This window comes from Stenotrophomonas sp. FR024 (genome assembly GCF_047500745.2).
GTDB lineage: Bacteria > Pseudomonadota > Gammaproteobacteria > Xanthomonadales > Xanthomonadaceae > Stenotrophomonas > Stenotrophomonas maltophilia_A.
Genome location: NZ_JAXAXM020000010.1, coordinates 148054 through 171902 on the forward strand (window position 1 = coordinate 148054; position 23849 = coordinate 171902).

Annotated in this window: 24 protein-coding genes; 10 read left to right on the forward strand and 14 right to left on the reverse strand. The window is 65.4% G+C overall.

Translation table 11 applies throughout. From position 1 onward, the window contains the following. Window positions 1-223: 223 nt before the first annotated feature. A complete protein-coding gene (locus ACMZ91_RS12940; RefSeq protein WP_049401415.1) occupies window positions 224-2977 on the forward strand; it encodes a TonB-dependent receptor plug domain-containing protein in 2754 nt (917 codons plus the stop codon). Between the two features lie 138 nt (window positions 2978-3115). On the opposite strand, the gene ACMZ91_RS12945 is transcribed toward ACMZ91_RS12940, so the two are convergent. Beyond that, window positions 3116-3718: a TetR/AcrR family transcriptional regulator gene (locus ACMZ91_RS12945; RefSeq protein WP_006464233.1), complete on the reverse strand. Its 603-nt coding sequence runs from the start codon at window positions 3716-3718 to the stop codon at window positions 3116-3118. 141 nt (window positions 3719-3859) lie between these two features. Here ACMZ91_RS12945 and ACMZ91_RS12950 point away from each other — a divergent pair, with 141 nt between their 5' ends. The 4 genes from ACMZ91_RS12950 (at window position 3860) to ACMZ91_RS12965 (ending at window position 8217) form a co-directional block, all read left to right on the forward strand. Further along, a complete protein-coding gene (locus ACMZ91_RS12950) occupies window positions 3860-4777 on the forward strand; it encodes an alpha/beta fold hydrolase (RefSeq protein ID WP_414577062.1) in 918 nt (305 codons plus the stop codon). Beyond that, window positions 4774-7251 carry an acyl-CoA dehydrogenase gene (locus ACMZ91_RS12955; protein ID WP_071228206.1) on the forward strand — a complete coding sequence of 826 codons (2478 nt, stop codon included), beginning with the start codon at window positions 4774-4776 and terminating at the stop codon, window positions 7249-7251. Before ACMZ91_RS12950 ends, ACMZ91_RS12955 begins: the two co-directional genes overlap by 4 nt. Before the next feature lie 75 nt (window positions 7252-7326). Beyond that, window positions 7327-7806 (forward strand): hotdog fold domain-containing protein, encoded by a 480-nt coding sequence (locus ACMZ91_RS12960; protein ID WP_049463538.1) that lies wholly within the window; start codon window positions 7327-7329, stop codon window positions 7804-7806. Between the two features lie 27 nt (window positions 7807-7833). After that, window positions 7834-8217, forward strand: a complete 384-nt coding sequence (locus ACMZ91_RS12965) for a hypothetical protein (RefSeq protein WP_277778652.1) — start codon at window positions 7834-7836, stop codon at window positions 8215-8217. A gap of 29 nt (window positions 8218-8246) precedes the next feature. On the opposite strand, the gene ACMZ91_RS12970 is transcribed toward ACMZ91_RS12965, so the two are convergent. Then, window positions 8247-8594 carry a DUF1304 domain-containing protein gene (locus tag ACMZ91_RS12970; RefSeq protein WP_049463540.1) on the reverse strand — a complete coding sequence of 116 codons (348 nt, stop codon included), beginning with the start codon at window positions 8592-8594 and terminating at the stop codon, window positions 8247-8249. Between the two features lie 77 nt (window positions 8595-8671). After that, window positions 8672-10000, reverse strand: a complete 1329-nt coding sequence (locus ACMZ91_RS12975) for an NTP/NDP exchange transporter (RefSeq protein ID WP_414577059.1) — start codon at window positions 9998-10000, stop codon at window positions 8672-8674. Between the two features lie 285 nt (window positions 10001-10285). Here ACMZ91_RS12975 and ACMZ91_RS12980 point away from each other — a divergent pair, with 285 nt between their 5' ends. After that, window positions 10286-11683 carry a serine hydrolase domain-containing protein gene (locus ACMZ91_RS12980; RefSeq protein ID WP_032130059.1) on the forward strand — a complete coding sequence of 466 codons (1398 nt, stop codon included), beginning with the start codon at window positions 10286-10288 and terminating at the stop codon, window positions 11681-11683. 107 nt (window positions 11684-11790) lie between these two features. On the opposite strand, the gene ACMZ91_RS12985 is transcribed toward ACMZ91_RS12980, so the two are convergent. Beyond that, window positions 11791-12549 (reverse strand): SDR family NAD(P)-dependent oxidoreductase, encoded by a 759-nt coding sequence (locus ACMZ91_RS12985; RefSeq protein ID WP_049400632.1) that lies wholly within the window; start codon window positions 12547-12549, stop codon window positions 11791-11793. 114 nt (window positions 12550-12663) lie between these two features. Between ACMZ91_RS12985 and ACMZ91_RS12990 the strand changes: the two genes are divergently transcribed. Then, complete coding sequence (locus tag ACMZ91_RS12990) at window positions 12664-13557, forward strand: LysR family transcriptional regulator (RefSeq protein ID WP_049463542.1); 894 nt, start codon at window positions 12664-12666, stop codon at window positions 13555-13557. A gap of 119 nt (window positions 13558-13676) precedes the next feature. Here ACMZ91_RS12990 and ACMZ91_RS12995 read toward each other — a convergent pair whose 3' ends face one another. Further along, on the reverse strand, window positions 13677-14195 hold the full coding sequence (locus ACMZ91_RS12995; protein ID WP_049422153.1) for a hypothetical protein: 519 nt from the start codon (window positions 14193-14195) through the stop codon (window positions 13677-13679). Window positions 14196-14378: 183 nt separating this feature from the next. Here ACMZ91_RS12995 and ACMZ91_RS13000 point away from each other — a divergent pair, with 183 nt between their 5' ends. After that, window positions 14379-14678, forward strand: coding sequence for a hypothetical protein (locus ACMZ91_RS13000; RefSeq protein ID WP_125895567.1), 300 nt, complete (start codon window positions 14379-14381; stop codon window positions 14676-14678). Window positions 14679-14970: 292 nt separating this feature from the next. Here the strand turns inward: ACMZ91_RS13000 and gcvH are convergent, their stop codons facing one another. The 9 genes from gcvH to nudE form a co-directional block, all read right to left on the reverse strand. Continuing rightward, window positions 14971-15366: a glycine cleavage system protein GcvH gene (gene gcvH, locus ACMZ91_RS13005; protein WP_005410701.1), complete on the reverse strand. Its 396-nt coding sequence runs from the start codon at window positions 15364-15366 to the stop codon at window positions 14971-14973. A gap of 93 nt (window positions 15367-15459) precedes the next feature. Next, window positions 15460-16572: a glycine cleavage system aminomethyltransferase GcvT gene (gene gcvT, locus ACMZ91_RS13010; RefSeq protein ID WP_125895566.1), complete on the reverse strand. Its 1113-nt coding sequence runs from the start codon at window positions 16570-16572 to the stop codon at window positions 15460-15462. A 488-nt stretch (window positions 16573-17060) separates the two neighbouring features. Beyond that, on the reverse strand, window positions 17061-17495 hold the full coding sequence (locus ACMZ91_RS13015) for an NfeD family protein (RefSeq protein ID WP_125895565.1): 435 nt from the start codon (window positions 17493-17495) through the stop codon (window positions 17061-17063). A 1-nt stretch (window position 17496) separates the two neighbouring features. Then, window positions 17497-18456: an SPFH domain-containing protein gene (locus ACMZ91_RS13020; protein ID WP_005410704.1), complete on the reverse strand. Its 960-nt coding sequence runs from the start codon at window positions 18454-18456 to the stop codon at window positions 17497-17499. A 66-nt stretch (window positions 18457-18522) separates the two neighbouring features. Beyond that, on the reverse strand, window positions 18523-18825 hold the full coding sequence (locus ACMZ91_RS13025; protein WP_049463548.1) for an Mpo1-like protein: 303 nt from the start codon (window positions 18823-18825) through the stop codon (window positions 18523-18525). A gap of 245 nt (window positions 18826-19070) precedes the next feature. Next, window positions 19071-19400: a YnfA family protein gene (locus ACMZ91_RS13030; protein WP_032130110.1), complete on the reverse strand. Its 330-nt coding sequence runs from the start codon at window positions 19398-19400 to the stop codon at window positions 19071-19073. Continuing rightward, a complete protein-coding gene (gene mazG, locus ACMZ91_RS13035; RefSeq protein ID WP_049422149.1) occupies window positions 19397-20236 on the reverse strand; it encodes a nucleoside triphosphate pyrophosphohydrolase in 840 nt (279 codons plus the stop codon). The genes ACMZ91_RS13030 and mazG overlap by 4 nt, the downstream gene beginning before the upstream one ends. A gap of 13 nt (window positions 20237-20249) precedes the next feature. After that, window positions 20250-21053 carry a 3'(2'),5'-bisphosphate nucleotidase CysQ gene (cysQ, locus tag ACMZ91_RS13040; protein ID WP_032130106.1) on the reverse strand — a complete coding sequence of 268 codons (804 nt, stop codon included), beginning with the start codon at window positions 21051-21053 and terminating at the stop codon, window positions 20250-20252. Further along, window positions 21050-21613 carry an ADP compounds hydrolase NudE gene (gene nudE, locus ACMZ91_RS13045; RefSeq protein WP_005418435.1) on the reverse strand — a complete coding sequence of 188 codons (564 nt, stop codon included), beginning with the start codon at window positions 21611-21613 and terminating at the stop codon, window positions 21050-21052. Before nudE ends, cysQ begins: the two co-directional genes overlap by 4 nt. A 77-nt stretch (window positions 21614-21690) precedes the next feature. On the opposite strand from nudE, the gene bioA reads away from it, so the two are divergent. Together bioA and ACMZ91_RS13055 are read left to right on the forward strand one after the other, a co-directional pair. Further along, on the forward strand, window positions 21691-23082 hold the full coding sequence (gene bioA / locus ACMZ91_RS13050; RefSeq protein WP_414577054.1) for an adenosylmethionine--8-amino-7-oxononanoate transaminase: 1392 nt from the start codon (window positions 21691-21693) through the stop codon (window positions 23080-23082). Further along, the gene (locus ACMZ91_RS13055) at window positions 23073-23810 is read left to right on the forward strand and encodes a 16S rRNA (uracil(1498)-N(3))-methyltransferase (RefSeq protein WP_414577052.1); all 738 of its coding nucleotides are present in this window, start codon (window positions 23073-23075) and stop codon (window positions 23808-23810) included. The genes bioA and ACMZ91_RS13055 overlap by 10 nt, the downstream gene beginning before the upstream one ends. Window positions 23811-23849: the final 39 nt, after the last annotated feature.

The window sequence follows — 23849 nt, forward strand, 5'->3', positions numbered from 1 at the left end:
GTCACTTTGCGCTAACAAACGAGACAGAGTGATGTCACCTGCGATTCAACCCCTTGATTTCGTGCATCAATTTTCATTTTCACCAAAATCATAGACTTGATTAACGCAGCTTTAATTCTTGGCGAACGCCCGCTACTATCGGCTCAGCCTCGCGATTTGGGAGCGCTTTTCGCTCCCCCGCCGGGCATTAACCCAGCCAAGATTTCTTGGAGAGAGAGAGCCAATGAATTTCCAGTCCAACAAGCTGCGCGATGCCGTTCTGGTCGCGCTCGTTGCCGGTGTGGCGTCCACTGCCACTGCCCAGGCCCAGGAAGCGACCAACCTTGACCGCATCTCGGTCACCGGTTCGCGCATCAAGAGCACCGACATCGAAACCTCGCAGCCGGTCCTGAGCCTGACCCGCGCCGACATCGACAAGCAGGGCGTGACTTCGGTCGCCGACATCCTGCAGCGCGTTGCCGCCAACGGTGCCGCCCTGAACCGTACCTACAACAACGGCGGTGACGGTTCGGCCGGCGTCAGCCTGCGCAACCTGGGTTCCGAGCGCACCCTGGTACTGGTCAATGGCCGTCGCTGGACCACCGGCCTGGATGGCAGCGTCGACCTGAACACCATCCCGACCGCGATGATCGAGCGCATCGACATCCTGAAGGACGGCGCATCGACCATCTACGGTTCGGACGCGATCGCCGGCGTGGTGAACATCATCACCAAGCAGAACTTCGATGGCGCGGAAGCCAACTTCTACAAGGGCCAGTACAGCGCCGGTGACGGCGACCGCGAAGCGGCCGACTTCACTCTGGGCACCACCACTGACCGCGCTTCGCTGGTGCTGGGCGTCTCCTACGTCAACGAAAAGGCCGTGATGGCCGGCGATCGCAAGATCTCCGCCGGTGGCCCGCCGTTCTTCAGCGGCCAGAGCAGCACCGGTATTCCGGGTTCGTATCTGCGTAACGACGAGCGTTACATCATCCTCAACGGCGTGGAAACGCCGTTCGATCCCAATGTTCACGGCTACAACACCGCGCCGGACAACTACCTGCTGACCCCCAACGAGCGCACCTCGCTGTTCGCGGTGGGTTCTTACAACGTTACCGACAACATCACCTTCCGCACCGAGGCGATGTACAACGAACGCAAGTCAGAACAGCTGCTGGCTGCCATGCCGGTCACCGGCCAGCGCCTCAGCGCGGGCAGCATGTACAATCCGTACGGCGTTGACCTGACTGGCGTCGCGCGCCGCTTCAACGAAACCGGTGGACGTTCGTTCAACCAGAACGTCAAGAACTGGCACTTCTACGGTGGTTTCGAGGGCTTCTTCGAATTCGCCGACCGTAATTTCGACTGGGATGTCGGCTACCGCTACGACAAGACCGACCAGAACGATCTGACCTACGGTCTGTTCAACAAGCAGCGTCTGGCCGAGGCATATGGTCCCTCGGCGATCCGCGATGGCAAGGCAGTGTGCCTCAACTCCGCTGGCGCAATCATTCCGGGCTGCGCCCCGATCAATCCGCTGGGTGGGATGGGTTCGATCTCGCAGGAGGCACTGGATTACACCTCGTTCACCGCGCATGACTCCGCCAGCCTGGTGTCCAAGGGTTATTACGCCAACATCTCCGGCGAAATCGTGCAGCTGCCGGCGGGTGCATTGGGCTTCGCAGCTGGTTACGAATATCGCAAGGAAACCGGTCAGTTCGATCCGGACGCCTTCATCGCCTCTGGCCTGAGCACCGGCAACGGAGCATCGCCCACCAAGGGTAGCTATGACCTGGACGAGTTCTTCCTGGAACTGTCGATCCCGGTGCTGGCTGACCTGCCGGGCGCCAAGCTGCTCGACTTCAGCGCGGCAACCCGCTACTCGAAGTACAGCAACTTCGGCAACACCACCAACAACAAGTTCGGTTTCCGCTGGAAGCCGATCGACGACCTGATGGTGCGTGGTAACTACTCGGAAGGCTTCCGCGCCCCGAGCATCAACAACCTGTATCGCGGTGATGCTGACTCGTTCGAGAGCTACATCGATCCGTGCTCCTCAACGTCTGGTCGCCGTACCGGCGCTATCGCGGCACAATGTGCGGCAGAGGGCGTGCCGATCGGCTTCGTTCAGCCGGGCGCTGGTAGTGGTGCGAAGCAGACTCCTGAGCCGTTCACCTGGCAGGCCAACCCGAACCTGAAGCCGGAAACCTCGACCAGCAAGACGCTGGGCCTGGTGTGGAGCCCGAGCTTCGTGCAGGGTCTGAACGTGACCCTGGACTGGTGGCAGATCAAGATCGAGGACGCCATCACCCGTCCGGCCATCCAGGACATCATGGATCGTTGCTATGGCGGCACCGCGCAGGAGCAGGCAGCCAACTGCGGCCTGATCACGCGTGACCCGAACTACGGCAGCACCAACCAACGTTACACCATCACCAACGTCAACATGCCGCTGCAGAACCTGGCGTCGTACAAGGTGGAAGGTTGGGATCTGGGCATCCTGTACAAGTTGCCGGAAACTTCGATCGGCCAGTTCACCATCACTCTGGACGGCACCTACCTGTCCAAGTGGGATACCAAGTCGACTCAGGATGCTCCGATCGAGGGTCGCCAGGGACGCTATCTCGACCAGGATCCGTACTGGCGCATCCGTTCCAATCTGTATGTGGACTGGTCCTACGGGGACTTCGGGGTCAACTACGGCATTCGTTACAAGTCCGGCATGACCGAACCGTGCCCGTTTGATCCAGTCAAGGAACCGGAAACCTTCGCATACTGCTCTGATGGCGCGAAGGGAACGAACCACATTGGTGCCACGACCTACCACGACATCCAGTTCCGCTACAACACGCCGTGGAAGGGCACCATCATGGTCGGCCTGAACAACGCGTGGGACAAGAGCCCGCCGGTTTCGTACTACACCTCGTACAACATGTTCGACCCGCAGTACGACTTGCCGGGCCGCTACATGTACATGCAGTACAAGCAGAAGTTCTGATCGATCCACTGATCAGCTGATGCAGCAACGGCCCCGCAAGGGGCCGTTGTTTCTTTATGCCTGCCAGATTGCGGCAGCACCAACGGAAAAGGCCGCGGCATTGCCGCGGCCTTTCTGCATTCAACGCAGCAACGACGCTCAACCGTTCGGAATCAGCGTCTCGATGAGATGCTCGACATAGGCCTCGAAATCCTCGCGCGCCTGCTTGGGCTGCTGCAGCTGCAGCGACAGCTGGAGGAAGCCGACATAGGCCGCGTAGGCCAGGCGTGCGCGGTGGCGCGCATCGGTCGAGCTGAGCCCTGCCTGGCGGAACGAGGCGATCAGATAGTCGAGGCGGCGCTGCGACACGCGGTCGATCACCGGACGCACCATCGGATGGTCCAGTGCCTTCAGCAGCTCGCTGTAGATGATGTGCGGCTGCACTTCATGCGCCACCATCTGGAACAGCTGGCGCAGGCGCACGCGCGGGTCCGGTACGTCTTCCAGGCTGCCGAACACCTGTTCCTGTTCGAACAGTTCCCAGCGTTCCAGCGCGGCCTGCAGCAAGGCGTCACGCGAGGGGAAATGCCAATAGAAACTGCCCTTGGTCACGCCGAGGCGCCGCGCCAGCGGTTCCACCGCAACGGCGCCTACGCCTTGTTCAGCAATCAGGTCGAGGGCCGCCTGGGCCCAGTCTTCGGCACTCAGGCGGCTGTTGCGGCCGGCGCGCGGTTCGCCGGCGGAAGCGTCAGGTTGATTCATGGGCTGATTTAACCATACGCCGGGGTTCGTTGCAGTACGCCGTTGCGGGCGAAACCGTCAAAGGGCCCTCCTGCAGGGCTGCCGCACCGCACCATACGATGCAGTATTGACTTCCCTCACAAGCGATCCATACTAGCAAGTATGGTTACGTCCCCTACTCCCGCTGCGTTCCATGACCTGCACCTGGAGGCGGCCCATGGTGCCCGCCTCGCCGCCACTGCCAGCGACCACGGTCGTCGTGGCCGGGTGCTGTTCGCGCACGGTTTCGGCCAGACCCGTCACGCCTGGAATGCCACCGCGCGTGCCCTGTCTGCAGCCGGCCTGCAGACGCTGGCTTATGACGCACGTGGTCACGGCGATTCGGATTGGAATGCCGTCGACCTGCCCTATCACGGCGAACAGTTCGCCGATGACCTGATCGTGCTGGCCGGTGAACAGCCGCGCCCGCCGGTGCTGGTTGCGGCCTCGATGGGGGGCCTGTTCGGCCTGCTGGCCGAGTCGCGCTGGCCGGGCCTGTTCTCGGCGATGGTGCTGGTCGACATCACCCCGCGCTGGGATACCGCCGGTGTCGAGCGCATCCTCGCCTTCATGACCGCCCATCCCGACGGCTTCGCCTCGCTGAGCCAGGCCGCCGACGTGATCTCGGCCTACATGCCGCACCGTCCGCGCAAATCCGAGCAGTCGCTGCGCGCGCTGCTGCGCGAAGACGGTCACGGCCGCTGGCGCTGGCACTGGGATCCGCGCCTGGTGGTCGAACTGGCCCGCGACAGCGAACAGCACCAGGACGCACTGGCCGAAGCCGCGCGCCAGGTGAAGTGCCCGCTGCTGCTGGTCAGCGGCGGTCGCAGCGACCTGGTCACGCCGCAGACCGTGGCCGAATTCCTGGCGTTGGCGCCGCACGCGCGTCATGTACAGCTGCCGCAGGCCACGCACATGGTCGCCGGCGATGACAACGACGCCTTTACCGCTACTGTGTTGGACTATCTGGACGTGTTGCCCGCAGCAGACGCTGCGGCTTCGTCCGCCACAAACGAGCACGTCACCGGAGCACGCTCATGAGCATCGTTCTTCCCTTCCTCGCCCTGCTGCTGGCAGGCGCGTTCGTCGCCTACCACCGCATGCGGCTGGTTACCTGGACGCTGATCAGCGTGGCCCTGCTGGCCGCCTGCTGGTTCATTCCCTACGTCAACCAGACCGCCACGATCGTCGCAGCCGCTGTATTGGCCGTCATCGCCGTGCCGCTGCTGCTGCCGTTCATCCGCAAGCCGCTGCTGACCGGCCCGATGATGAAGGTGTTCCGCAAGGTGCTGCCGCCACTGTCGCAGACCGAGCGCATCGCGCTGGAAACCGGCTCGGTCGGTTTCGAGGGTGAACTGTTCACCGGTGATCCGGACTGGAACATCCTGCTCAACTATCCCAAGCCGCAGCTGACCGCCGAAGAACAGGCCTTCCTCGATGGCCCGGTGGAAGAGCTGTGCGCCATGGTCAACGACTGGGAAATCACCCACGTCCACGCCGACCTGCCGCCGGAACTGTGGGCCTTCATCAAGAAGAACAAGTTCTTCGGCATGATCATCCCGAAGGAGTACGGCGGCCTGGGCTTCTCTGCGCTGGCCCACCACAAGGTGATCCAGAAGCTGGCGTCGGTGTCTTCGGTGGTCAGCTCCACCGTCGGCGTGCCCAACTCGCTGGGCCCGGGTGAACTACTGGTGCATTACGGCACCCAGGAACAGAAGGACCAGTATCTGCCGCGCTTGGCCGATGGCCGCGAAGTGCCGTGCTTCGGCCTGACCGGTCCGTTCGCCGGCTCCGACGCCACCTCGATTCCGGACTACGGCATCGTCTGCAAGGGCGAGTGGAACGGCGAGCAGGTGCTCGGCGTCAAGCTGACCTTCGACAAGCGCTACATCACCCTGGCCCCGGTCGCTTCGCTGATCGGCCTGGCCTTCCGCATGTACGATCCGGATGGCCTGATCGGCGATACCCGCGACATCGGCATCACCCTGGGCCTGCTGCCGCGCGACACCGCCGGCGTTGAAATCGGCCGTCGCCACTTCCCGCTGAACTCGACGTTCCAGAACGGTCCGATCCGCGGCAAGGACGTGTTCATTCCGCTGACCCAGCTGATCGGTGGCGCTGCCATGGCCGGCAAGGGCTGGAACATGCTCAACGAGTGCCTGGCCGTGGGCCGCTCGATCACCCTGCCGTCCACCGCCAGTGGTGGTGCCAAGGCCGGTGCCGCGGTGACCGGCGCCTATGCGCGCATCCGCAAGCAGTTCGGCCTGTCGGTCGGCCGCTTCGAAGGCGTGGAAGAAGCGCTGGCCCGCATCGGCGGCAAGGCGTACAAGATCAGCGCACTGTCGCAGGCCACTGCGGCGGCGGTTGACCGTGGTGACGTGCCGTCGGTGCCGTCGGCGATCGCCAAGTACCACTGCACCAACATGAGCCGCGAAGTGATCTCGGACATGATGGACGTGATCGGCGGCAAGGGCATCATCCTGGGGCCGCGCAACTTCGCCGGCCGCAGCTGGCAGGCCGCGCCGATCGCGATCACCGTGGAAGGCGCCAACATCATGACCCGCAGCCTGCTGATCTTCGGCCAGGGTGCGATCCTCTGCCACCCGTGGGTGCTGAAGGAAATGAAGGCTGCGCAGGATCCGGATACCCGTGCCGGTCTGCAGGAGTTCGATCGCAGCCTGTTCGGCCACATCCGCTATGGCCTCTCCAATGCCGTGCGTTCGTTCTGGTTCGGCCTGACCGGTGCACGCTTCGGTGCTGCCCCGGGTGACGCCTACACCCGCCGCTACTTCCGCAAGCTGGACCGTTACTCGGCCAACCTGGCGCTGATGGCCGACATCTCGATGATGACCCTCGGCGGCAAGCTGAAGTTCAAGGAATCGCTGTCCGGCCGCCTGGGCGATGTGCTGAGCCACGTCTACATGACCAGCGCGATGCTCAAGCGCTACCACGACGAAGGCGCACCGCAGGCCGACCAGCCGCTGCTGGCCTGGGCCTTCCATGACAGCGTGCACAAGATCGAAGAATCGCTGTCGGCCGCGCTGCGCAACTTCCCGATCCGTCCGATCGGTTGGCTGATGTGGGCGTTGATCTTCCCGCTGGGCCGTCGTGCCGAGGCCCCCGGCGACCGCCTGAGCCGCCGTGTTGCCGCTCTGCTGATGGCACCGAACGAAGCCCGCGACCGTCTGGCCAGCGGCGTGTTCCTGACCCCGTGCGAGAACAACCCGGGCGGCCGTATCAACAGCTACCTGAGCAAGGCGATCATGGCCGAGCCGGTGGAGCGCAAGTTCCTGAAGGCGCTGAAGAGCAAGGGCATCGAAGCGCTGGACTTCAAGAGCCAGTTGGACGAGGCCGTGGCCGAAGGCGTGATCACCCAGGACGAGCGCAGCCTGCTGGAAGAACTGCGTACGCTGACCCTGGACACCATCACCGTGGACGACTTCGACACCCACGAACTGCGCGCGGCCAGCTACTACGACCGCCAGCACAAGGACCCGCATTCGCAGGCGGCCTGATCGCCCGCGACACGCGTTGCCACGACGGCGGGCCTTGGCCCGCCGTCGCTTTATCCGCCGACCGGAACGTCAACCATGTCCACGCCCCTGCTCTCGCTTTACCACCGCCTGCAGCGCTGGCCTGCCGGCAACTGGCTGTTCTCACGCGCGGTGTGCTTCAAGGCGCCCTACTTCGCCAGCATCGCGCCCACCATCACCGCACTGGAGCCAGGCCGCTGCGAAGGCGTGATCCGCCAGCACCGCCGCATCAACAACCACATCGGCACGGTACATGCGATCGCGATGTGCAACCTGGCCGAGCTGGTCGGCGGGGTGATGGTGGACGCCAGCCTGCCGGCAGAGATGCGCTGGATCCCCAAGGGCATGGAAGTGAAATACCAGGCCAAGGCCTTGGGCACGTTGAAGGCCGTGGCGACGCCAATGTTGTCCATCGTCAGTGCTGCGGACGGCTACGACCTGCCCGTGAAGGTCAGCGTGACCGATGCGGCAGGGACCGAGGTGTTCCATGCGACCATCGCAATGTGGGTATCGCCGCGCCCTCCGCGCACAGGCTGATCAACCATGACGACCGCTGAACTGCTTGTGCGCCTGGCAGGCATTCACAGCCTGGGGTTTGCCGCCTTCCATCTGGCGTTCTGGCGGCTGTTCGGCTGGAAACGCGAGCTCGCCCAGCTCGGCACGGTCAACCGCGCGATCATGCAGATCCTCAATCTGCGCGTGATCTATGTGTTCCTGGGAATGGGGCTGATCGCGCTGATCTTTGCCCCGGACCTGGTCGGCACTCGTCTGGGGTTGGTCCTGCTGGGTTTCATGGCGGTGTTCTGGGTGGGCCGCGCGCTTGAACAATTCGTCTTCCTGCGCATCAACGACTGGCGCGTACACCTGCTGACGGGCCTGTTCGTGCTGGGTGCGGCGCTGCATGCCGTGCCAATGTGGCTGGGCTTCATGCACGCCATCAGCCGCTGAGCGGCGGCGCCTGCCAGCACGCGCCCACGTCAGAGCGCTCGCGACACCAGCGCCAGAATGGCCGGTACGGCCTGGATCATGAAAATGCGCCGGCTCACGCTGTACGCGCCATAGCACCCCGCCACCACCACGCAGGCCAGCGAGAACGTCACCAGCACCGGCTGATCGATCACCAGCCCCACCACGATGCCCGCCGCCAGAAAGCCGTTGTACAGGCCCTGGTTGGCCGCCAGCACGCGCGTGGTCTCAGCCTTCTCTGGCGTGTTGCGGAAGGTCTTCAGGCCCAGCGGGCGCGTCCACAGGAACATTTCCAGCACCAGGAAATAGACGTGCAGCAGGGCGACCAGCAGGGTCAGGGCGAGGGCGATCCAGTACATGGGCGGTTCCTTGGATAGATGGGTGGGGTGATGGGGTCAGAGCCTCTCCGTGGGAGAGGGAGCCGACCCCGCGCGGCTCAGCGGTCGCGCGGCAGCTTCTTTTCTTCGCGCAGCACATCGAATGCGGCGGCGGTCATGCACGCGGCAACCACCACGCCGCCGATGAACACCACGTGTGAACCAAACAACGACAAGCCCTTGTGCACCCACGCAAAGCTCAGGTCCGCGCCGCGGTACACCACGGTATCGATGGCCGCACCGGCCTTGTAGCGCCACTGCCGGTCCACGCGGGTATAGATGGTTTCGCGTGCCGGCTTGGCCAATGCGAACTCGCTGGCGCGGGTCATCACCTGCACCACTGCGACCATCAACGGCATGGGTGAAGCGGCAAGCACCGAAAAGCCGATCAGGATCGCAAAACCAGGGATCAACAGGGCCGGCGCGATACCGTGGCGCGACAGCAGCCAGCGGGTCAGGCCGAGCTGCATCAGCAGCGCCAGTGCGTTCACCGCCAGGTCGATACGCGAGAAGAAGGCCGTGGCAGCGCCTGCATCGTTGAACGCCGCACGCACGATGCTGGCCTGCTGGTTGTACAGCAGGGTGCCCACGCCCACACCGAACACCACCATGATCGCCAGCCAGCGCAGCAACGGCTCACGCACGATCAGTTTCAGACCGTCCAGCACGCTGCCCCCCATCGGCTGCTCGCCGGATACCAGCTGCTGCTCCTGCTCACGCAGCACCGCCCAGTGCCGTAGTCGCCAGATGCTCAACAGGCAGATGGCGAGGAATCCGGCCGAGACCAGCATCAGGTTGGCGATGCCCACACGCTGCACCAGGGCACCGGTGATGATCGGCCCGAGAAAGGCACCGATGGTGCCGGCCGCGCCGATGTAACCGTAGAAGGCTCGTGCCTGCGCGTTGGAAAACACATCGGCCATGAAGCTCCAGAACACCGCCACCGCGAACAGGTTGAAGACGGTGATCCAGAAAAAGAACGCCATGCCGCGGCCCGGCACACCGCTGTCGAACAGTACGTAGAAACCCAGCAGGGTGACGATGAAGAACCCATACACCGCCGGCAGGAACACCCGCCGTGGGAAGCGGCTGACCAGCCAGCCGTACACCGGCTGCAGCACCAGCATGATCACGAACACGCAGGAGAACAGGAACTGCAGGACGAAATCCTTCAGCGCGATGCCATGACTGGCGAACCAGCCGATCAGCATCGGCGGGAACACCGTTTCCAGGTCGGCCGAGGCGGCCATCGCCTCCCGCACCGGGCGCAGCACGTAGTAGCCGCTGAGCAGGCAGAAGAAGTACAGGAACGACCACCACAGCGCCGGCGACTCACGCAGTGCCGCCGTCAGCCCACGCAACGGCCCCTTGCCCTTCACCGCGCTCACGCGGTGTCCCTCGCCAGAAGACGGCGGTTGGACAGCGGCATGGCAGGCTCCGGGGCGGTGAAGCGCGTACGTTAGCCAATGCACTGCAACATCGCCAGCAGCAGCCTCGCAGAAGGCCGCAACGCAGTGTCACGGCCCCGCCCGGACGACACGTTCCGACACATGCTTTCGGGGCGTCAAAATCCCAACTTTTTCAACGAGATGCGCATTCATCTTCGCTTTGTTTGTGCACAAGGGAAAAGCGGCGCTAGAATCGCCATCAGCAGTCGCGCACGGGTCTCCACGATGAAAAAGAACAGCCTGCGTCGTCCGATCCGTTCGGCGGCCACCGGTTTGCTGGGCATGTTGATGCCCGTTGCCTTGTCCACCACCGCGCAGACCCCGCCGCCATTGCCGCCGATGCCGGCCAACATCGAATCCGCCGCCACCGCCGTCGCCCACACCCAGCCCGCCGCTTACCGCACCGGCCTGGTGCCGCAGGTGCAGCTGCCGGCGGCCGGCTTCAACGTGGCCAACATCGAATCGATGGCGCAGCAACTCACCTATGGCGAGCGTGTGCCCGGCATGGCCGTGGCCATCGTGCAGGGTGGCCGCGTACTCAGCGCGCGTGGTTATGGCGTTACCGATGTCAACAACCCGCTGCCGGTCGACGCCCACACCGTGTTCCGCCTGGCATCGCTGTCCAAGGCCTTCGCCGGCACCATGGCCGGACTGCTGGTGAACGATGGCACGCTGCGCTGGGACAGCAAGGTCACCGACTATGTGCCGGGCTTCCGCCTGAACTCTCCGGAAGCGACCGATCGCCTGACCGTGGCCGACGTGCTCAGCCACCGCGTCGGCCTGCCGTACAACGCCTACGACCGCGACATCGAAGGCAACGCCGAGTACTACGCACTCACCCAGAAGCTGGCCAATACCAGCCTGAAGTGCCTGCCGGGCGACTGCTACGCCTACCAGAACGTGGCCTTCAGCCTGATCGGCGACGTGGTCTATGCCGCCTCGGGGAGCTTCTACGAGCAGTCGGTCGAGCGCCGCATCTTCAAGCCGCTGGGCATGAACGATGCCAGCCTCGGCCTGGCCGGCATCCAGGCCAGCTCGCGCTGGGCGCGTCCGCACGTGCGCAGCCGCAATGGCTGGGTGTCGCTGACACCGAAGCCGACCTACTACCGCGTCGCCCCGGCCGCCGGCGTCAACGCCAGCGCCAGCGACATGGCGCAGTGGCTGCTGGCCCACACCGGCCATCGCCCGGACGTGCTGCCGGCACCGCTGCTGGCCACCCTGCATTCGAGCCTGATCAACACCCCGGGCGAAATGCGTTCGGGCTGGCGCCGCGAGCGCCTGCATTCGGCCGGCTACGCACTGGGCTGGCGCACCTTCGACTACGCCGGCCACGATGTGGTGTTCCATGCCGGTGCCGTGCAGGGCTATCGCGGCCTGGTCGCGCTGGTGCCGGAACGCGATCTCGGCATCGCCATCATGTGGAACGGCGAAAGCGGCCTGCCCAGCGGCCTGCTGCCGACGGTGCTCGATTCCGCGCTCGGCCTGCCGACGCAGCGCTGGCTGGACGTGGACACCGACTTCGGCAGCGACAACCTGATGGCCGAAGGCGCGAGCCCGGCGCAGCAGGACAAGCGCAAGGGCAAGGGTGCTTCGAGCAACCGTGCGGTGGCCTCGCCGCGCTGAGTTGGCGGGCTTCACCGTGTGTGCGAAGGGCGGCCTGCGGGTCGCCCTCTTTATTGGCAGTTGTAGAGCAAAGCAATCGAGCAGTGCTCGACTCTACAAACGGAAGGCTAATGCGCGAAGTAGTGCATGCCGCCATCCACCGGAATCACCGCGCCGGTGATGTAGCCGGCCAAGGGCGAGGCCAGAAAGGCCACCAGCGGCGCCACCTCCTCCGGATCACCAAAACGCCCGATCGGAATGTTGCGTTCGATGAACTCACGCCGGCTTTCCTCGGTTGGATGCAGGCGGTCCCGGATCTGAGCACTGTTGATGCGTCCCGGCGCGATTGCATTGACCGTGATGCCCTGTGAGGCCAGCGCCGACGACAGCCCTTTGCTCCACAGATGCAACGCCGCCTTCGCCGCCGTGGCAGCATTCACCGCGCGCGGTTCCATTGAACCGCTGAGGTTGATCACCCGCCCCCAGCCCTGCGCCTGCATCGCCGGCAGCAGTGCCTGGGTCAGGCGTCGTGCCGAAGAGAAGTTCAAGGCCATGGCTTCCTCCCAGACATCATCCCCCGCATCCACCGTGGTCGGCCGGCCTCCTCCAGCCGCATTGACGAGGATGTCGACACGCGTCAGTGCCGCCGAGGCTGCATCCGCAATGTGGCGTACCTGCTCCGCATCGGTGAGGTCGCCCAGCAGGACGATCGGTGCCGGCGCGCCTGCAGATTCGATCTCCGCCGCCAGTGCATGCAGCGGCTCGGCACGCCGTGCGCTGATCGCAATGCGTACTCCCTGGGCCGCCAGCAGCCTGGCCACACCGGCACCGATGCCACTGCCCGCCCCGGTGACCAGCGCGGTACGCCCTTCAAGCCCCAGATCCATGATGTTCTCCCAATCCGCCAGCCGGTACATCCGGCCCGTGCAGTACATGCTGTTTGATCACCCCTGATTGATAAACTCCGCGCAGGTTTCAGCATTCAACACCCGGGGTGTCAGATGAATCTGCTGGAGAGCATGCAGGTCTACGTGCTGATCGTGGACAAGGGCAGCCTCAGCGCTGCGGCGGCGGCGATGGATATCTCGGCGACGATGGCCGGCAAGCACCTGCGTGCGCTGGAAGCACGGCTGGGAATGCAGCTGTTGAGCCGTACTACCCGGCGCCAGCACATGACGCCCTTCGGCGAGGACTACTACACCCGCTGCCGGGAGATCCTGCGGCTGGTGGAAGAAACGGACGCACAGGCGCAGCACCAGCAGCTGGCACCGGCGGGCACGTTGCGCATCAGTGCGCCGGTGATCTTCGGCACTCACGCACTGGTACCGGCACTGGCCGAATACATGGCGCGCCATCCGGATGTCCGGGTCGAAGTCACGCTGAGCGACCGCGTGGTCGACCTCGCCGAGGAGGGTTTCGAAGCGGCGCTGCGCATCGGCACGCTGGCCGACAGCAGCATGCTGGTGGCGCGTGCGCTGGCACCGTATCGCTTGATGATGTGCGCATCGCCGGCGTACCTGGCCAGGCATGGCACGCCTCGCAGCCTGCGCGACCTCGCCCTGCATCAGTGCCTGTCCTTCGAACCGAGCGCACTCGCACAGTGGCTGCAGGCCGACGCTGGCGAACTCGAGCGTGTGCCCGGCGGCCGGCTGCAGATCAACAACGGCGAAGCGCTGCGCACGGCAGCGCTGCACGGGCTGGGCATCGTGCTGCAGTCGGCACTGCTGCTGGCTGCCGACATCGACACCGGACGCCTGGTGCAGCTGTTCCCTGAGTTCGGCCAGACCGGTCGGCCGATGCACGTGGTCTACGCCCACGATCGCTACCACTCGACCCGCCTGCGCAGCTTCCTGGACTTCCTGGTAGAGCGCTTTCCACCGGCGCCGCACCGCTAGCGTCGACTGTCAGAAAAGCAGTCGAGCACGGCTCGACCCTGCAAACGGCCCATAAAAAAACCCCCTCCCCGCTGGGCAGTCAGGGAAGGGGGTTTCAGGATGCGGCTATCGGGAAGTACTTAGATCAGCGGCGCCGGGGTTGCCGGCAGAGCGACCGGAGCGGCCTTCTTCTTGCGGGCGGCCGGCTTGCGCTTGGCAACCTTCTTCGCTGCCTTCTTCGGGGCAGCCTTCTTGGTCGCCTTCTTCGCGGTCTTCTTTACTGCCTTCTTGGCGGTCTTCTTGACAGCCTTCTTGGCAGTGGCCTTCTTCGCGACCTTCTTGGCCGGCTTGCGGGCCGTTGCCTTCTTGGCAGTCTTCTTGGCGGCCTTCTTGGCTACCTTCTTGACGGCCTTCTTCGCGGTCTTCTTGACGGCCTTCTTGGCAGTGGACTTCTTGGCTACCTTCTTCGCCGCCTTCTTCACTGCCTTCTTCGCAGTGGTCTTCTTGGCGACCTTCTTCGCAGCCTTCTTCACTGCCTTCTTGGCGGTCGCCTTCTTCGCGACCTTCTTCACTGCCTTCTTGGCAGCGGCCTTCTTCGCGACCTTCTTCACCGCTTTCTTGGCGGCGGGCTTCTTCTTCGCAGCTTTCTTGGTTGCCATGGGATGGCTCCTCGTCAGTGATAGGGAGTTGAAACGCCCAGGTGGATCAAACCCGCGGATGCTGCGTGCGGGGACCGCCGGCGCGTCAGGCGCGCCGTTACGGATGCGGCAATGCCCGCCTCGATCGGCGGAGCGGACATCGGAACGGGAGTTGCCTTGCATTTCTCCGGGGGAAGCGGGGCCATGTCCACCGTCATCAGGGTCGCGGTGGTCTTGAAGGGGCTGCTTCGCATCGGACGATTGATTCTGCGCACTCGGTTGGGCAGGCAAGGTCTGCTGAGGCGAAACCTAATCACGGTTTTTTTTACTGTCAACAACCCCCGCGAAAAATTTTCACATCCGCGCCATCCCGGACGCCGCCCTCGCCACCGCCGTGCGCGCCCTGCAACGACCATTGAAGCGGCGCGCACGCGCGCCGCATACGACGAAGTCGATGCGCTCTCTGAACAAAAAACACTTGAAATAAGCACTCTGCGCAGATAGGCACATGTTCCGGACAACAGCGCACGTGCATCGCCGATGGTCACCGGCACCGTCGCCAACGCCAGCACAACGGGGCCGCAACGGGGGGCGAAAAGTTTTCACATTCGATCGCTTCGGCGCGGGGCGGAAACGCGGATTTGCGCAAAACTGCGCACGCTGATCGGCACCGTTCGTCTGTCGGCTGATGCCGCGCCGAGGGTGCAGAGCGAACCCGCCGTCATGAGTCCGACGCACTCGCCAAAACAAAAACGGCCACCCGAAGGTGGCCGTTCCAGAACCCGGAAGTGACGACTCAGTGGTCGTCGTTTTCCAGGGCTTCGGCATACGCGTCCGGATCCAGCAGTTCGTTGACCTCTTCAGCGTTGGTCAGTTCAACCACGAACATCCAGCCTTCGCCGTAGGCATCTTCATTGATGGTTTCCGGCTTGTCGGACAGCGCCGAGTTGACCTCGACGACCTTGCCGCTGATCGGGCTGTAGACGTCCGAGGCGGCCTTCACCGACTCGACAACGGCGATCTGCTCGCCAGCCTTTGCGTCGGCGCCGACTTCCGGCAGTTCGACGTAGACCAGGTCACCCAGCAGGCCCTGGGCGTGGTCGGAAATACCGACGGTGACACGGCCGTTGCCTTCGACACGGGCCCACTCATGGGACTTGAGGAACTTGAGGTCGCCGGGGATCTCGCTCATGGGACTGCTCCAGAGATATGCAGGGGTGGAAAAAACGGGGCTAGTGTAACCAACCGGCCGCCACTGCTGTCAGTGACGATCGGCAGTTTCGGATCAGGCGTCGGCGAGCACGCCGGGCTGGGCCTGGCCTTCGCGCACGAACGGGAACTTGACCACGCGCACCGGCACCTGCCGGCCACGGATGTCGACGGTGACCTCGCCCAGTTCACCGGCCGGTACACGGGCGAAGGCGATGCCCTTGGCCAGGGTCGGCGAGAAGGTGCCGGACAGGATCTCGCCCTGGCCGCCGGCGGTGGTCACCGCCTGACCATGGCGCAGCACGCCCTTCTCGTCCATCACCAGACCGATCATCTGGCGGGCGGTGCCGGCAGCCTTCTGCGCTTCCAGCACCTCGCGGCCGATGAAGTCGCGGCCTTCGTCCAGCGACACGGTCCAGGCCAGCGCCGCTTCGTACGGGCTGATCTCTTCGTCCATGTCCTGGCCGTACAGGTTCATGCCGGCTTCCAGGCGCAGCGTGTCGCGTGCGCCGAGGCCCGCCGGCTTCACGCCCGCCGCCAGCAGGCGGTTCCAGAACGCGACCACGGCGTCCTGCGGCAGCAGGATTTCGAAGCCGTCTTCGCCGGTGTAACCGGTACGGGCGACAAACAGTTCGACGCCGTCATCGGACTGCACCTGCAGGGCGGCGAAACGGCCCAGCTTGGCCAGCGCTGCGCGATCGCTTTCGCGGGCCAGGCCGATGACGATGTCGCGCGCCTGCGGGCCCTGCACGGCGAGGATGGCCAGGTCCGGGCGCTGCTCGACGGTGACGCCGAACGGTGCAGCCTGCTCGCGCAGCCAAGCCAGGTCCTTCTCGCGGGTGGAGGCATTGACCACCATGCGGAAGAAATCGTCGCCCAGGTAGTAGACGATCAGGTCGTCGATGACGCCGCCGCGCGGATTCAGCATGCACGAGTACAGCGCCTTGCCGGTCACCTTCAGCTTGTCGACCGAGTTGGCCAGCAGGCGGCGCAGGAACGGCTTGACCTGGTCACCGCGCAGGTCGACCACGGTCATGTGGCTGACGTCGAACACACCCGACTCGCGACGAACGAGGTGGTGCTCGTCGAGCTGCGAGCCGTAGTGGATGGGCATGTCCCAACCCCCGAAATCGACCATCTTGGCGCCAAGGGCGCGGTGGGTATCGTTGAGCAGCGTCTTCTGGGTCATGACCGGGTCCGGCAGCAGAGGAAACAAGAATCCCCATTATCCCAGATCGGTCGCCCGCAGGTCGCGCCGCAGCGCAGCGGGGTGTTTGGCCGGCCTGCGGCCGGCGCCGCTTTCTACAGCTGGAGCGCAAAGCCTGAGTTCATCGGCTCTGGATTGACTCGGCCTGGGCGGGTCGGAGCGAGTGCTTTTGCTCTTTGCTCTTTTTCTTTTTCCGTGGGCTGGACGCGCACGGAAACTGTCGGGGGCCGGGCGGGTTGGGTTCGCGGGACCGTTGGCGCCATGGATGACGCCATCGAGCCCCCATGGGTGAGGGCGCTTTGCTTGCGAAGCACTGCTTCGCAAGCGACCGAACGCGCAGCCGCCAGCGGCTGGGCCGGACCGCGGAGCGGGGTCTACGGCGTGTCCCGCGAACCCAACCCGCCCGACCCAGACACATGAACCACCTTCCGCGACCACCCACGAGGGGCTCCGCCGTTGGCTGGGAACCCCTAGGCCACCGCTTCGACCAGCAGCGTGCTGCCCTGCACCGCCACCACCCGTACCCACGTACCTGCAGGCAGCTCCGGACCGCTCACCTGCCAGGACGCATCGTCAATGCTGACCCGTCCCTGGCCACCGACGATGGCCTGCTGCAGTACCACCTCCCGGCCGACCAGCTGCTCGGCACGGCGGTTAAGCAACGGCGCATCGCTGGGCCGTGCCCGCGGCCTCCCCCAGCGCCGGTAGCACTGGATCGAGACCACACTCAGCAGGACGAAAGCGATCACCTGCCACAACAGTGGAATGTCGCTGAACACCGCAACCAGTACGAACACTGCCGCCGCGCCAATGCCGATCCACAGCATGAACGCACCCGGCGCCAGCGCTTCGGCAGCGAACAGCAGCAGCGCCAGCGCGCCCCAACCGACGACTTCCCAGCGCATGTCAGCCTCCGAGCGGCGGCGGCCGCTTGCCGGCGGCCTTGTTGTCCTGGCTGGCCAGCGCCTGCTTCGCCAGTTCGGCCACGCCCGCGATCGAACCGATCACGCCACTGGCCTCCATCGGCATCAGCACCAGCTTCTGGTTCGGCGAACTGGCCAGCTCCTTGAACGCTTCCACGTACTTCTGCGCAACAAAGTAGTTGATCGCCTGCACGTCGCCCTCGGCAATCGCCGCCGACACCACCTTGGTCGCCATCGCTTCGGCCTCGGCCAGGCGCTCGCGCGCCTCGGCATCGCGGAACGCGGCTTCGCGGCGGCCTTCGGCCTCCAGCACGGTGGCCTGCTTCTCGCCATCGGCGCGCAGGATCTCCGACTGCCGTGAACCCTCTGCCTCGAGGATCTGCGCGCGCTTTTCGCGCTCGGCCTTCATCTGCCGCGCCATCGCATCCAGCAGATCGCGCGGCGGCTGGATGTCACGGATCTCGATGCGGTTGACCTTCACGCCCCAGGGATTGGTGGCATGGTCGACCACGCTCAGCAGCTGGGCATTGATCACCTCGCGCTGGCTGAGCGATTCATCCAGATCCATCGAACCGATCACGGTACGGATGTTGGTCTGCACCAGGGCGATCATCGCCACTTCCAGGTTGGCCACCTCATAGGCGGCCTTGGCGGCATCCAGTACCTGGAAGAACACCACGCCGTCCACGCGCACGGCGGCGTTGTCCTTGGTGATCACTTCCTGGCTGGGCACGTCCAGCACCTGCTCCATCATGTTCACCTTGCGCCCCACCCCGTACACGATCGGGATCAGGAAATGCAGGCCGGGGGTCATGGTGTGCGTGTAGCGCCCGAAGCGCTCGACGGTCCACTCGTAGCCCTGGGGCACCATCCGTACTGCCTTGAACAGGATCACCACGGCCACGAAGGCCAGTACCACGGTAAAGAACATGGTCGGGAACATCTTGCTTTCCTTATCTATGACGTCCAGGCCCCAGCATAGCGCGTGAAGGCCACATTCACAGCGGAGCTACCAGGGCACGCGCCCGCGCAGGATGTCGGCGAACATCACCCAGTCGCCCATGAACGAGTACAGCGGGTGCTGGAAGGTGGCCGGGCGGTTCTTCTCGAAGAAGAAATGGCCGACCCAGGCGAAGCTGTAACCGCAGAACAGGGCGGCCAGCAACAGCACCGGCTGCCCGCGCAGGATCGCTGCAACGACCAGCAGCAGCACGCCGCAGCTGCCGACGAAGTGCAGCCGGCGCGATACCGGGTGGCGGTGCTCGCTGAGATAGAACGGATAGAACTCGCGGAAGTTGGCGAAGCGGGGCATGTGCGTGCTCCGGGGGCCGTGGTCACCGCCATCATGCGCCTTCCTGGGAGGGAAAGCGGCCTGGACGGCGTGGCCGATTCTGACAAGGCAGTGCATGATCCGGTGGCGCTGCCTTTGTAGAGGCGAGCCATGCTCGACTGGCCCTCCCAGTTGCAGTCGAGCATGGCTCGACGCTACATAAGAGCGGAAGCCGTCGAGCCTGGCTCGACGCTACAAAAGCGGAAGCCGTCGAGCATGGCTCGACGCTACACCGGGGGCGTGCGCGGCCCGAACATGATCACCGCCATGCCGGCCAGGCACAGGGCTGCGCCGAACAGGTCCCAGCGGCTGGGGCGGATGCCATCGACCAGCCACAGCCAGAACAGCGCGGTGCCGATGTAGACACCACCGTAGGCCGCATAGACCCGGCCACTGGCGGTCGGGTGCAGGGTCAGCAGCCAGGCGAACAGGGCCAGGCTGGCGGCAGCCGGCAGCAGCAGCCACACGCTGCCGCCCTTGCGCAGCCACAACCACGGCAGGTAGCAGCCGACAATTTCGGCCAGCGCGGTCAGCAGGAACAGCGCGAGCGTCTTCACGCCTTCTCCGCCGCCTTGGCGTGCTGCCACAGTGCTTCCTGCGCATCCAGGTCCATCGACGCCAGCGCTCCACCCTGGGCGTCAGCCTGCGCTTCCATCGCACGGAAGCGGCGTTCGAACTTGTGGTTGGCCCCGCGCAGCGCCGCACCCAGATCGATATCGGCGTGGCGTGCCAGGTTGGCGCAGACGAACAGCAGGTCGCCCAGCTCTTCCTGCAGGCGCGCTTTGTTGCCGGCAATATCGCCGCGCTCGAACTCCTCGCGCAGCTCCTGCAGTTCCTCCGCCGCCTTGTCCAGCACCGGCAACGGGCCCGGCCAGTCGAAACCGACCTTGGCCGCGCGCGACTGCAGCTTCACCGCTCGCTGCCATTCGGGCAGGCCACGCGAGATGCCGGCCAATGCGGAGGTGTCCTGCTCGCCCTTGGCGGCACGCTCGGCACGCTTGATCGCATCCCAGTTACGCGTCACCCCGTCGGCGTCATCGACGCTGACATCGGCGAACACGTGCGGGTGGCGGCGCTGCATCTTGTCGCTGATCGCGCGTGCGACCTCGGCGAAGGCAAAGGCGCCCTGCTCCTCGGCCATGCGTGCATGGAACACCACCTGCAGCAGCAGGTCGCCCAGCTCATCGCAGAGATCATCGAGGTCGCCACGGTCGATCGCATCGGCCACCTCGTAGGCTTCCTCAATGGTGTACGGCGCGATGGTCGCGAAGTTCTGTTCCAGGTCCCAGGGGCAGCCGCCCTGCGGATCGCGCAGGCGCGCCATGATCGCCAGCAGGCGTTCCAGTTCGTTGCTGGCTGCACTGCCGGCGATGGGGGTGTCATGCGCGCTCATGCGGCCTCCAGGGTCAGTCGGATAACCAGTCGCGCCACGGCAGGCTGGTGTCACCAAGGGCAATGAAATCACCGTTCAACAGGGTCTCGCGGCGGTTGTAGCGGAACGGCTTGCCGGTCGCTGCCGACAGTACCGCACCGCCGGCGGCGTGCAGTACGCACTGGCCGGCGGCGGTATCCCATTCGGAGGTCGGGCCCAGACGAGGATAGACATCCAGGCCACCTTCGGCGATCCGGCAGAATTTCAGCGACGAGCCCTGCGCGATGGTCTCGATGCGGCCCATGCGCGCCAGCAGCGCCTCGGTTTCCGGTGAGCGGTGCGAGCGGCTGGCGGCAACCCGCAGCGGTGCGGTGGCCGGCGTGCGGGTGCGCAGCACGGTGTCGTGCAGGCCCTGCCGGCGATAGGCCAGCTCCCCGCGCATGGCATGCCAGACGATGCCGGTCACCGGGGCCAGCACCACGCCGAAGGCCGGTGCGCCCTGGTAGATCAGCGCGATGTTGACGCTGAACTCGCCGTTGCGCTTGACGAACTCACGGGTGCCATCGAGCGGATCGACCAGCCAGTAGGCGCCCCAGTGGCGGCGCTGTTCCCAGGGGACCTGCGCCGATTCCTCGGACAGGATCGGCAGATCCGGGGTCAGCTGCTGCAGGCCCTGCTCGATCACCTGGTTGGCGGCCAGGTCGGCTGCGGTGACCGGACTGTTGTCATCCTTGATCTGCACGTCGAAGCCGTCGGCATAGACCTGCATGATGGCCTGTCCGGCTTCCTGGGCAATGGCGATGGCGGTCTCGCGCAGGTCCGTGGTCAGTTTGATCATCGCGTTCCCTGCAGCCACTGGCGGGCGATGAACAGCGCTGCCAGCGAGCGTCCCTCGGAGAAGTCCTCGCGCAGCATCAGCTGGTCCAGCTCGGCCAGCTTCCACGGGACGACTTCCAGCTCTTCCGGCTCGTCGCCGGCCAGCTTTTCCGGGTACAGGTCGCGCGCCACCACCAGCCACGACTGGTGGCTCATGTAGGTCGGGGCCAGGGTCATCGCGCGCAGCACATCCACCCGGCGCGCGCCGTAACCGGCCTCTTCCTTCAGTTCGCGGTCGGCGGCCTGCTCGGGGGTCTCGCCGGCATCGATCCGGCCCTTGACCAGGCCCAGTTCGTAGCGGTGCATGCCGGCGGCGTATTCACGTACCAGCAGCACGGTTTCGTCGTCGAGCATCGGCACCACCACCACCGCGCCATGCCCCCGGCTGACCAGCCGCTCGAAGCGGCGGCGTTCGCCGTTGGAGAACTCCAGGTCCAGGTGCTGGCGCTGGAAGGGACCGTTCTCCTCATCGGTGATCCGATGGATGATCGGCAAGCGACGGCCGGCACGGTCATCGTTCATGCGGAATCTCCGCGGCGGCCGGCGCCTGCGCCGGGGCCGATAGAATGTGCAGGCAGCAACATGTTCATGAGCCCGAAATGCTAGCAGACCCAACCCCCTCCCCGCTGGTCGAGCACTGGCGGCAACGCGACCTCAAGGTGCTGTGGCACCCGTGCACGCAGATGCGCGAGCATCCGCACACCCTGCCACTGGTCCCGATCGCACGCGGCCAGGGCGCCTGGTTGTTCGACCACGACGGCAACCGCTACCTGGACGCGGTCAGCAGCTGGTGGACCAACCTGTTCGGTCATGCCGAACCGCGCATCGGTGGTGCCATCGCCGCCCAGGCCACGCAGCTGGAACAGGTGATGCTGGCCGGCTTCGGTCATGAGCCAGCCATCACCCTGGCCGAACGCCTGCTGGCGCTGGCCCCGCGCCAGCCTGGCCGCGAACCGCTGGCCAAGGTGTTCTACGCTGACAACGGCTCCGCCGGCGTGGAAGTGGCGCTGAAGATGGCCTTCCAGTATTTCCAGAACCGTGGCGAGCCGCGGCGCACGCGGTTCATCGCACTGGAGAACGGCTACCACGGCGAGACCCTGGGCGCGCTGGCGCTGGGTGACATCCCGCTGTATCGCCGCGTCTATGCGCCGCTGCTGGCCGAAGGGCTGTTCGCGCCCTCGCCCGACGCTTACCTGGCCGAGCCCGGCCAGAGCGCCGCCGATCGCGCGCGCCAGGCCGCCGATGGCCTGGCCACACTGTTCGACCAGCATCCGGGCGAGATCTGTGCGGTGATCCTGGAGCCACGCCTGCAGTGCGCGGGCGGCATGCGCATGCACGATCCGGTGTACCTGCAGCGGGTTCGCGAACTGTGTGATGCGCACGGTGCATTCATGATCGCCGACGAGATCGCCACCGGTTTCGGCCGCACCGGCACCCTGTTCGCCTGCGAGCAGGCCGGGGTGATGCCGGACCTGATGTGCCTCTCGAAAGGCCTGACCGGCGGCTTCCTGCCGCTTGCCGCGGTACTGGCCACGCAGGCCCTGTACGACGCGTTCCTCGACGACTCGCGCGAGCGCGCCTTCCTGCATTCGCACAGCTACACCGGCAACCCGCTGGCCTGCGCGGCCGCGCTGGCGACGCTGGACATCTTCCGCGACGACGATGTGATCGCGCGCAACCGCGGCATCGCCTCGGTGATGGGCACGCTGGCCGCACCGTTCAGCGACCATCCGCACGTGGCCGACGTGCGCCAGGCCGGCATGGTGGTGGCGTTCGAGCTGTCGCGCGATGGCAACAAGCGCACCCCGTTCGACCCGGCCATGCGGCTGGGCCTGCACGCCTACAAGGCCGCGCTGAAGCACGGTGTGGTACTGCGTCCGCTGGGCGACGTGCTGTACTGGATGCCACCCTACTGCGTGGATGACGAACAACTGGAGCTGCTGGCACATACCACGCTGGCGGCGATTGACGAGGCGATTGCATGCGCGTGACCCGCTGCCCCATCGACCTGGCGCTGCACAGCGGCCAGACCGTGACCCTGCCGGAAGAGACCGCCAACCACCTGGTACGGGTGATGCGCCTGCGCGAGGGCGATACCTGTGTGCTTTTCAACGGCGACGGCCATGACTACAGCGCCACGCTGACCGTGGCCGGCAAGCGCGAAGTGCAGGTGCGCATCGACGCCGTGCAGGCCATCGACACCGAATCGCCGCTGGCGATCACCCTGCTGCAGGGCATCGCCCGTGGCGAGAAGATGGACCTGATCCTGCAGAAAGCCACCGAACTGGGCGTGGCGGCGATCATTCCGGTCAACGCCGAGCGCACCGAGGTGAAGTTGGATGCAGCACGGGCGGAGAAGCGCGTGGCGCACTGGAACAATGTGGTGACCTCGGCCTGCGGCCAGTCCGGGCGCGCGCGCATTCCGCACGTGGGATCACCGCTGTCGCTGGCGCAGGCGGCAGCGGCACTGCCGGTGGATACGCTGCGGTTGACCCTGGATCCGCTGGGCACACATCGCTTGTCGACGCTGGCGGCCGCTCCGGCAGGCGGCATCGTGATCGCGATCGGCCCGGAAGGTGGGTGGTCGCCACGCGACCGTGATCAACTGGCGGCCTCGGGCTTCCAGGGCCTGCAGCTGGGGCCGCGCATTCTGCGCACGGAAACGGCCGGCCTGGCCGCGATTGCAGCGTTGCAGGCACGGTTGGGGGATCTGGGGTAAGGCCCGATTCCTGGTAGTGCCGGCCGCTGGCCGGCAACC

Coding starts and splice junctions, on each gene's coding strand:
- ACMZ91_RS13025 (WP_049463548.1), bottom strand. CDS start 18,825: ATGCCCCGCTTCGCCAACTTCCGCGAGTTCTATCCGTTCTATCTCAGC.
- ACMZ91_RS12985 (WP_049400632.1), bottom strand. CDS start 12,549: ATGGATCTGGGGCTTGAAGGGCGTACCGCGCTGGTCACCGGGGCGGGC.
- ACMZ91_RS13020 (WP_005410704.1), bottom strand. CDS start 18,456: ATGTTCCCGACCATGTTCTTTACCGTGGTACTGGCCTTCGTGGCCGTG.
- ACMZ91_RS12955 (WP_071228206.1), top strand. CDS start 4,774: ATGAGCATCGTTCTTCCCTTCCTCGCCCTGCTGCTGGCAGGCGCGTTC.
- ACMZ91_RS12940 (WP_049401415.1), top strand. CDS start 224: ATGAATTTCCAGTCCAACAAGCTGCGCGATGCCGTTCTGGTCGCGCTC.
- ACMZ91_RS13055 (WP_414577052.1), top strand. CDS start 23,073: ATGCGCGTGACCCGCTGCCCCATCGACCTGGCGCTGCACAGCGGCCAG.
- ACMZ91_RS12990 (WP_049463542.1), top strand. CDS start 12,664: ATGAATCTGCTGGAGAGCATGCAGGTCTACGTGCTGATCGTGGACAAG.
- cysQ (WP_032130106.1), bottom strand. CDS start 21,053: ATGATCAAACTGACCACGGACCTGCGCGAGACCGCCATCGCCATTGCC.
- ACMZ91_RS12980 (WP_032130059.1), top strand. CDS start 10,286: ATGAAAAAGAACAGCCTGCGTCGTCCGATCCGTTCGGCGGCCACCGGT.
- ACMZ91_RS12995 (WP_049422153.1), bottom strand. CDS start 14,195: ATGGCAACCAAGAAAGCTGCGAAGAAGAAGCCCGCCGCCAAGAAAGCG.
- ACMZ91_RS12970 (WP_049463540.1), bottom strand. CDS start 8,594: ATGTACTGGATCGCCCTCGCCCTGACCCTGCTGGTCGCCCTGCTGCAC.
- ACMZ91_RS12960 (WP_049463538.1), top strand. CDS start 7,327: ATGTCCACGCCCCTGCTCTCGCTTTACCACCGCCTGCAGCGCTGGCCT.
- mazG (WP_049422149.1), bottom strand. CDS start 20,236: ATGAGCGCGCATGACACCCCCATCGCCGGCAGTGCAGCCAGCAACGAA.
- bioA (WP_414577054.1), top strand. CDS start 21,691: ATGCTAGCAGACCCAACCCCCTCCCCGCTGGTCGAGCACTGGCGGCAA.
- gcvT (WP_125895566.1), bottom strand. CDS start 16,572: ATGACCCAGAAGACGCTGCTCAACGATACCCACCGCGCCCTTGGCGCC.
- ACMZ91_RS13000 (WP_125895567.1), top strand. CDS start 14,379: ATGTCCACCGTCATCAGGGTCGCGGTGGTCTTGAAGGGGCTGCTTCGC.
- ACMZ91_RS12950 (WP_414577062.1), top strand. CDS start 3,860: ATGGTTACGTCCCCTACTCCCGCTGCGTTCCATGACCTGCACCTGGAG.
- gcvH (WP_005410701.1), bottom strand. CDS start 15,366: ATGAGCGAGATCCCCGGCGACCTCAAGTTCCTCAAGTCCCATGAGTGG.
- ACMZ91_RS12945 (WP_006464233.1), bottom strand. CDS start 3,718: ATGAATCAACCTGACGCTTCCGCCGGCGAACCGCGCGCCGGCCGCAAC.
- nudE (WP_005418435.1), bottom strand. CDS start 21,613: ATGAACGATGACCGTGCCGGCCGTCGCTTGCCGATCATCCATCGGATC.
- ACMZ91_RS13015 (WP_125895565.1), bottom strand. CDS start 17,495: ATGCGCTGGGAAGTCGTCGGTTGGGGCGCGCTGGCGCTGCTGCTGTTC.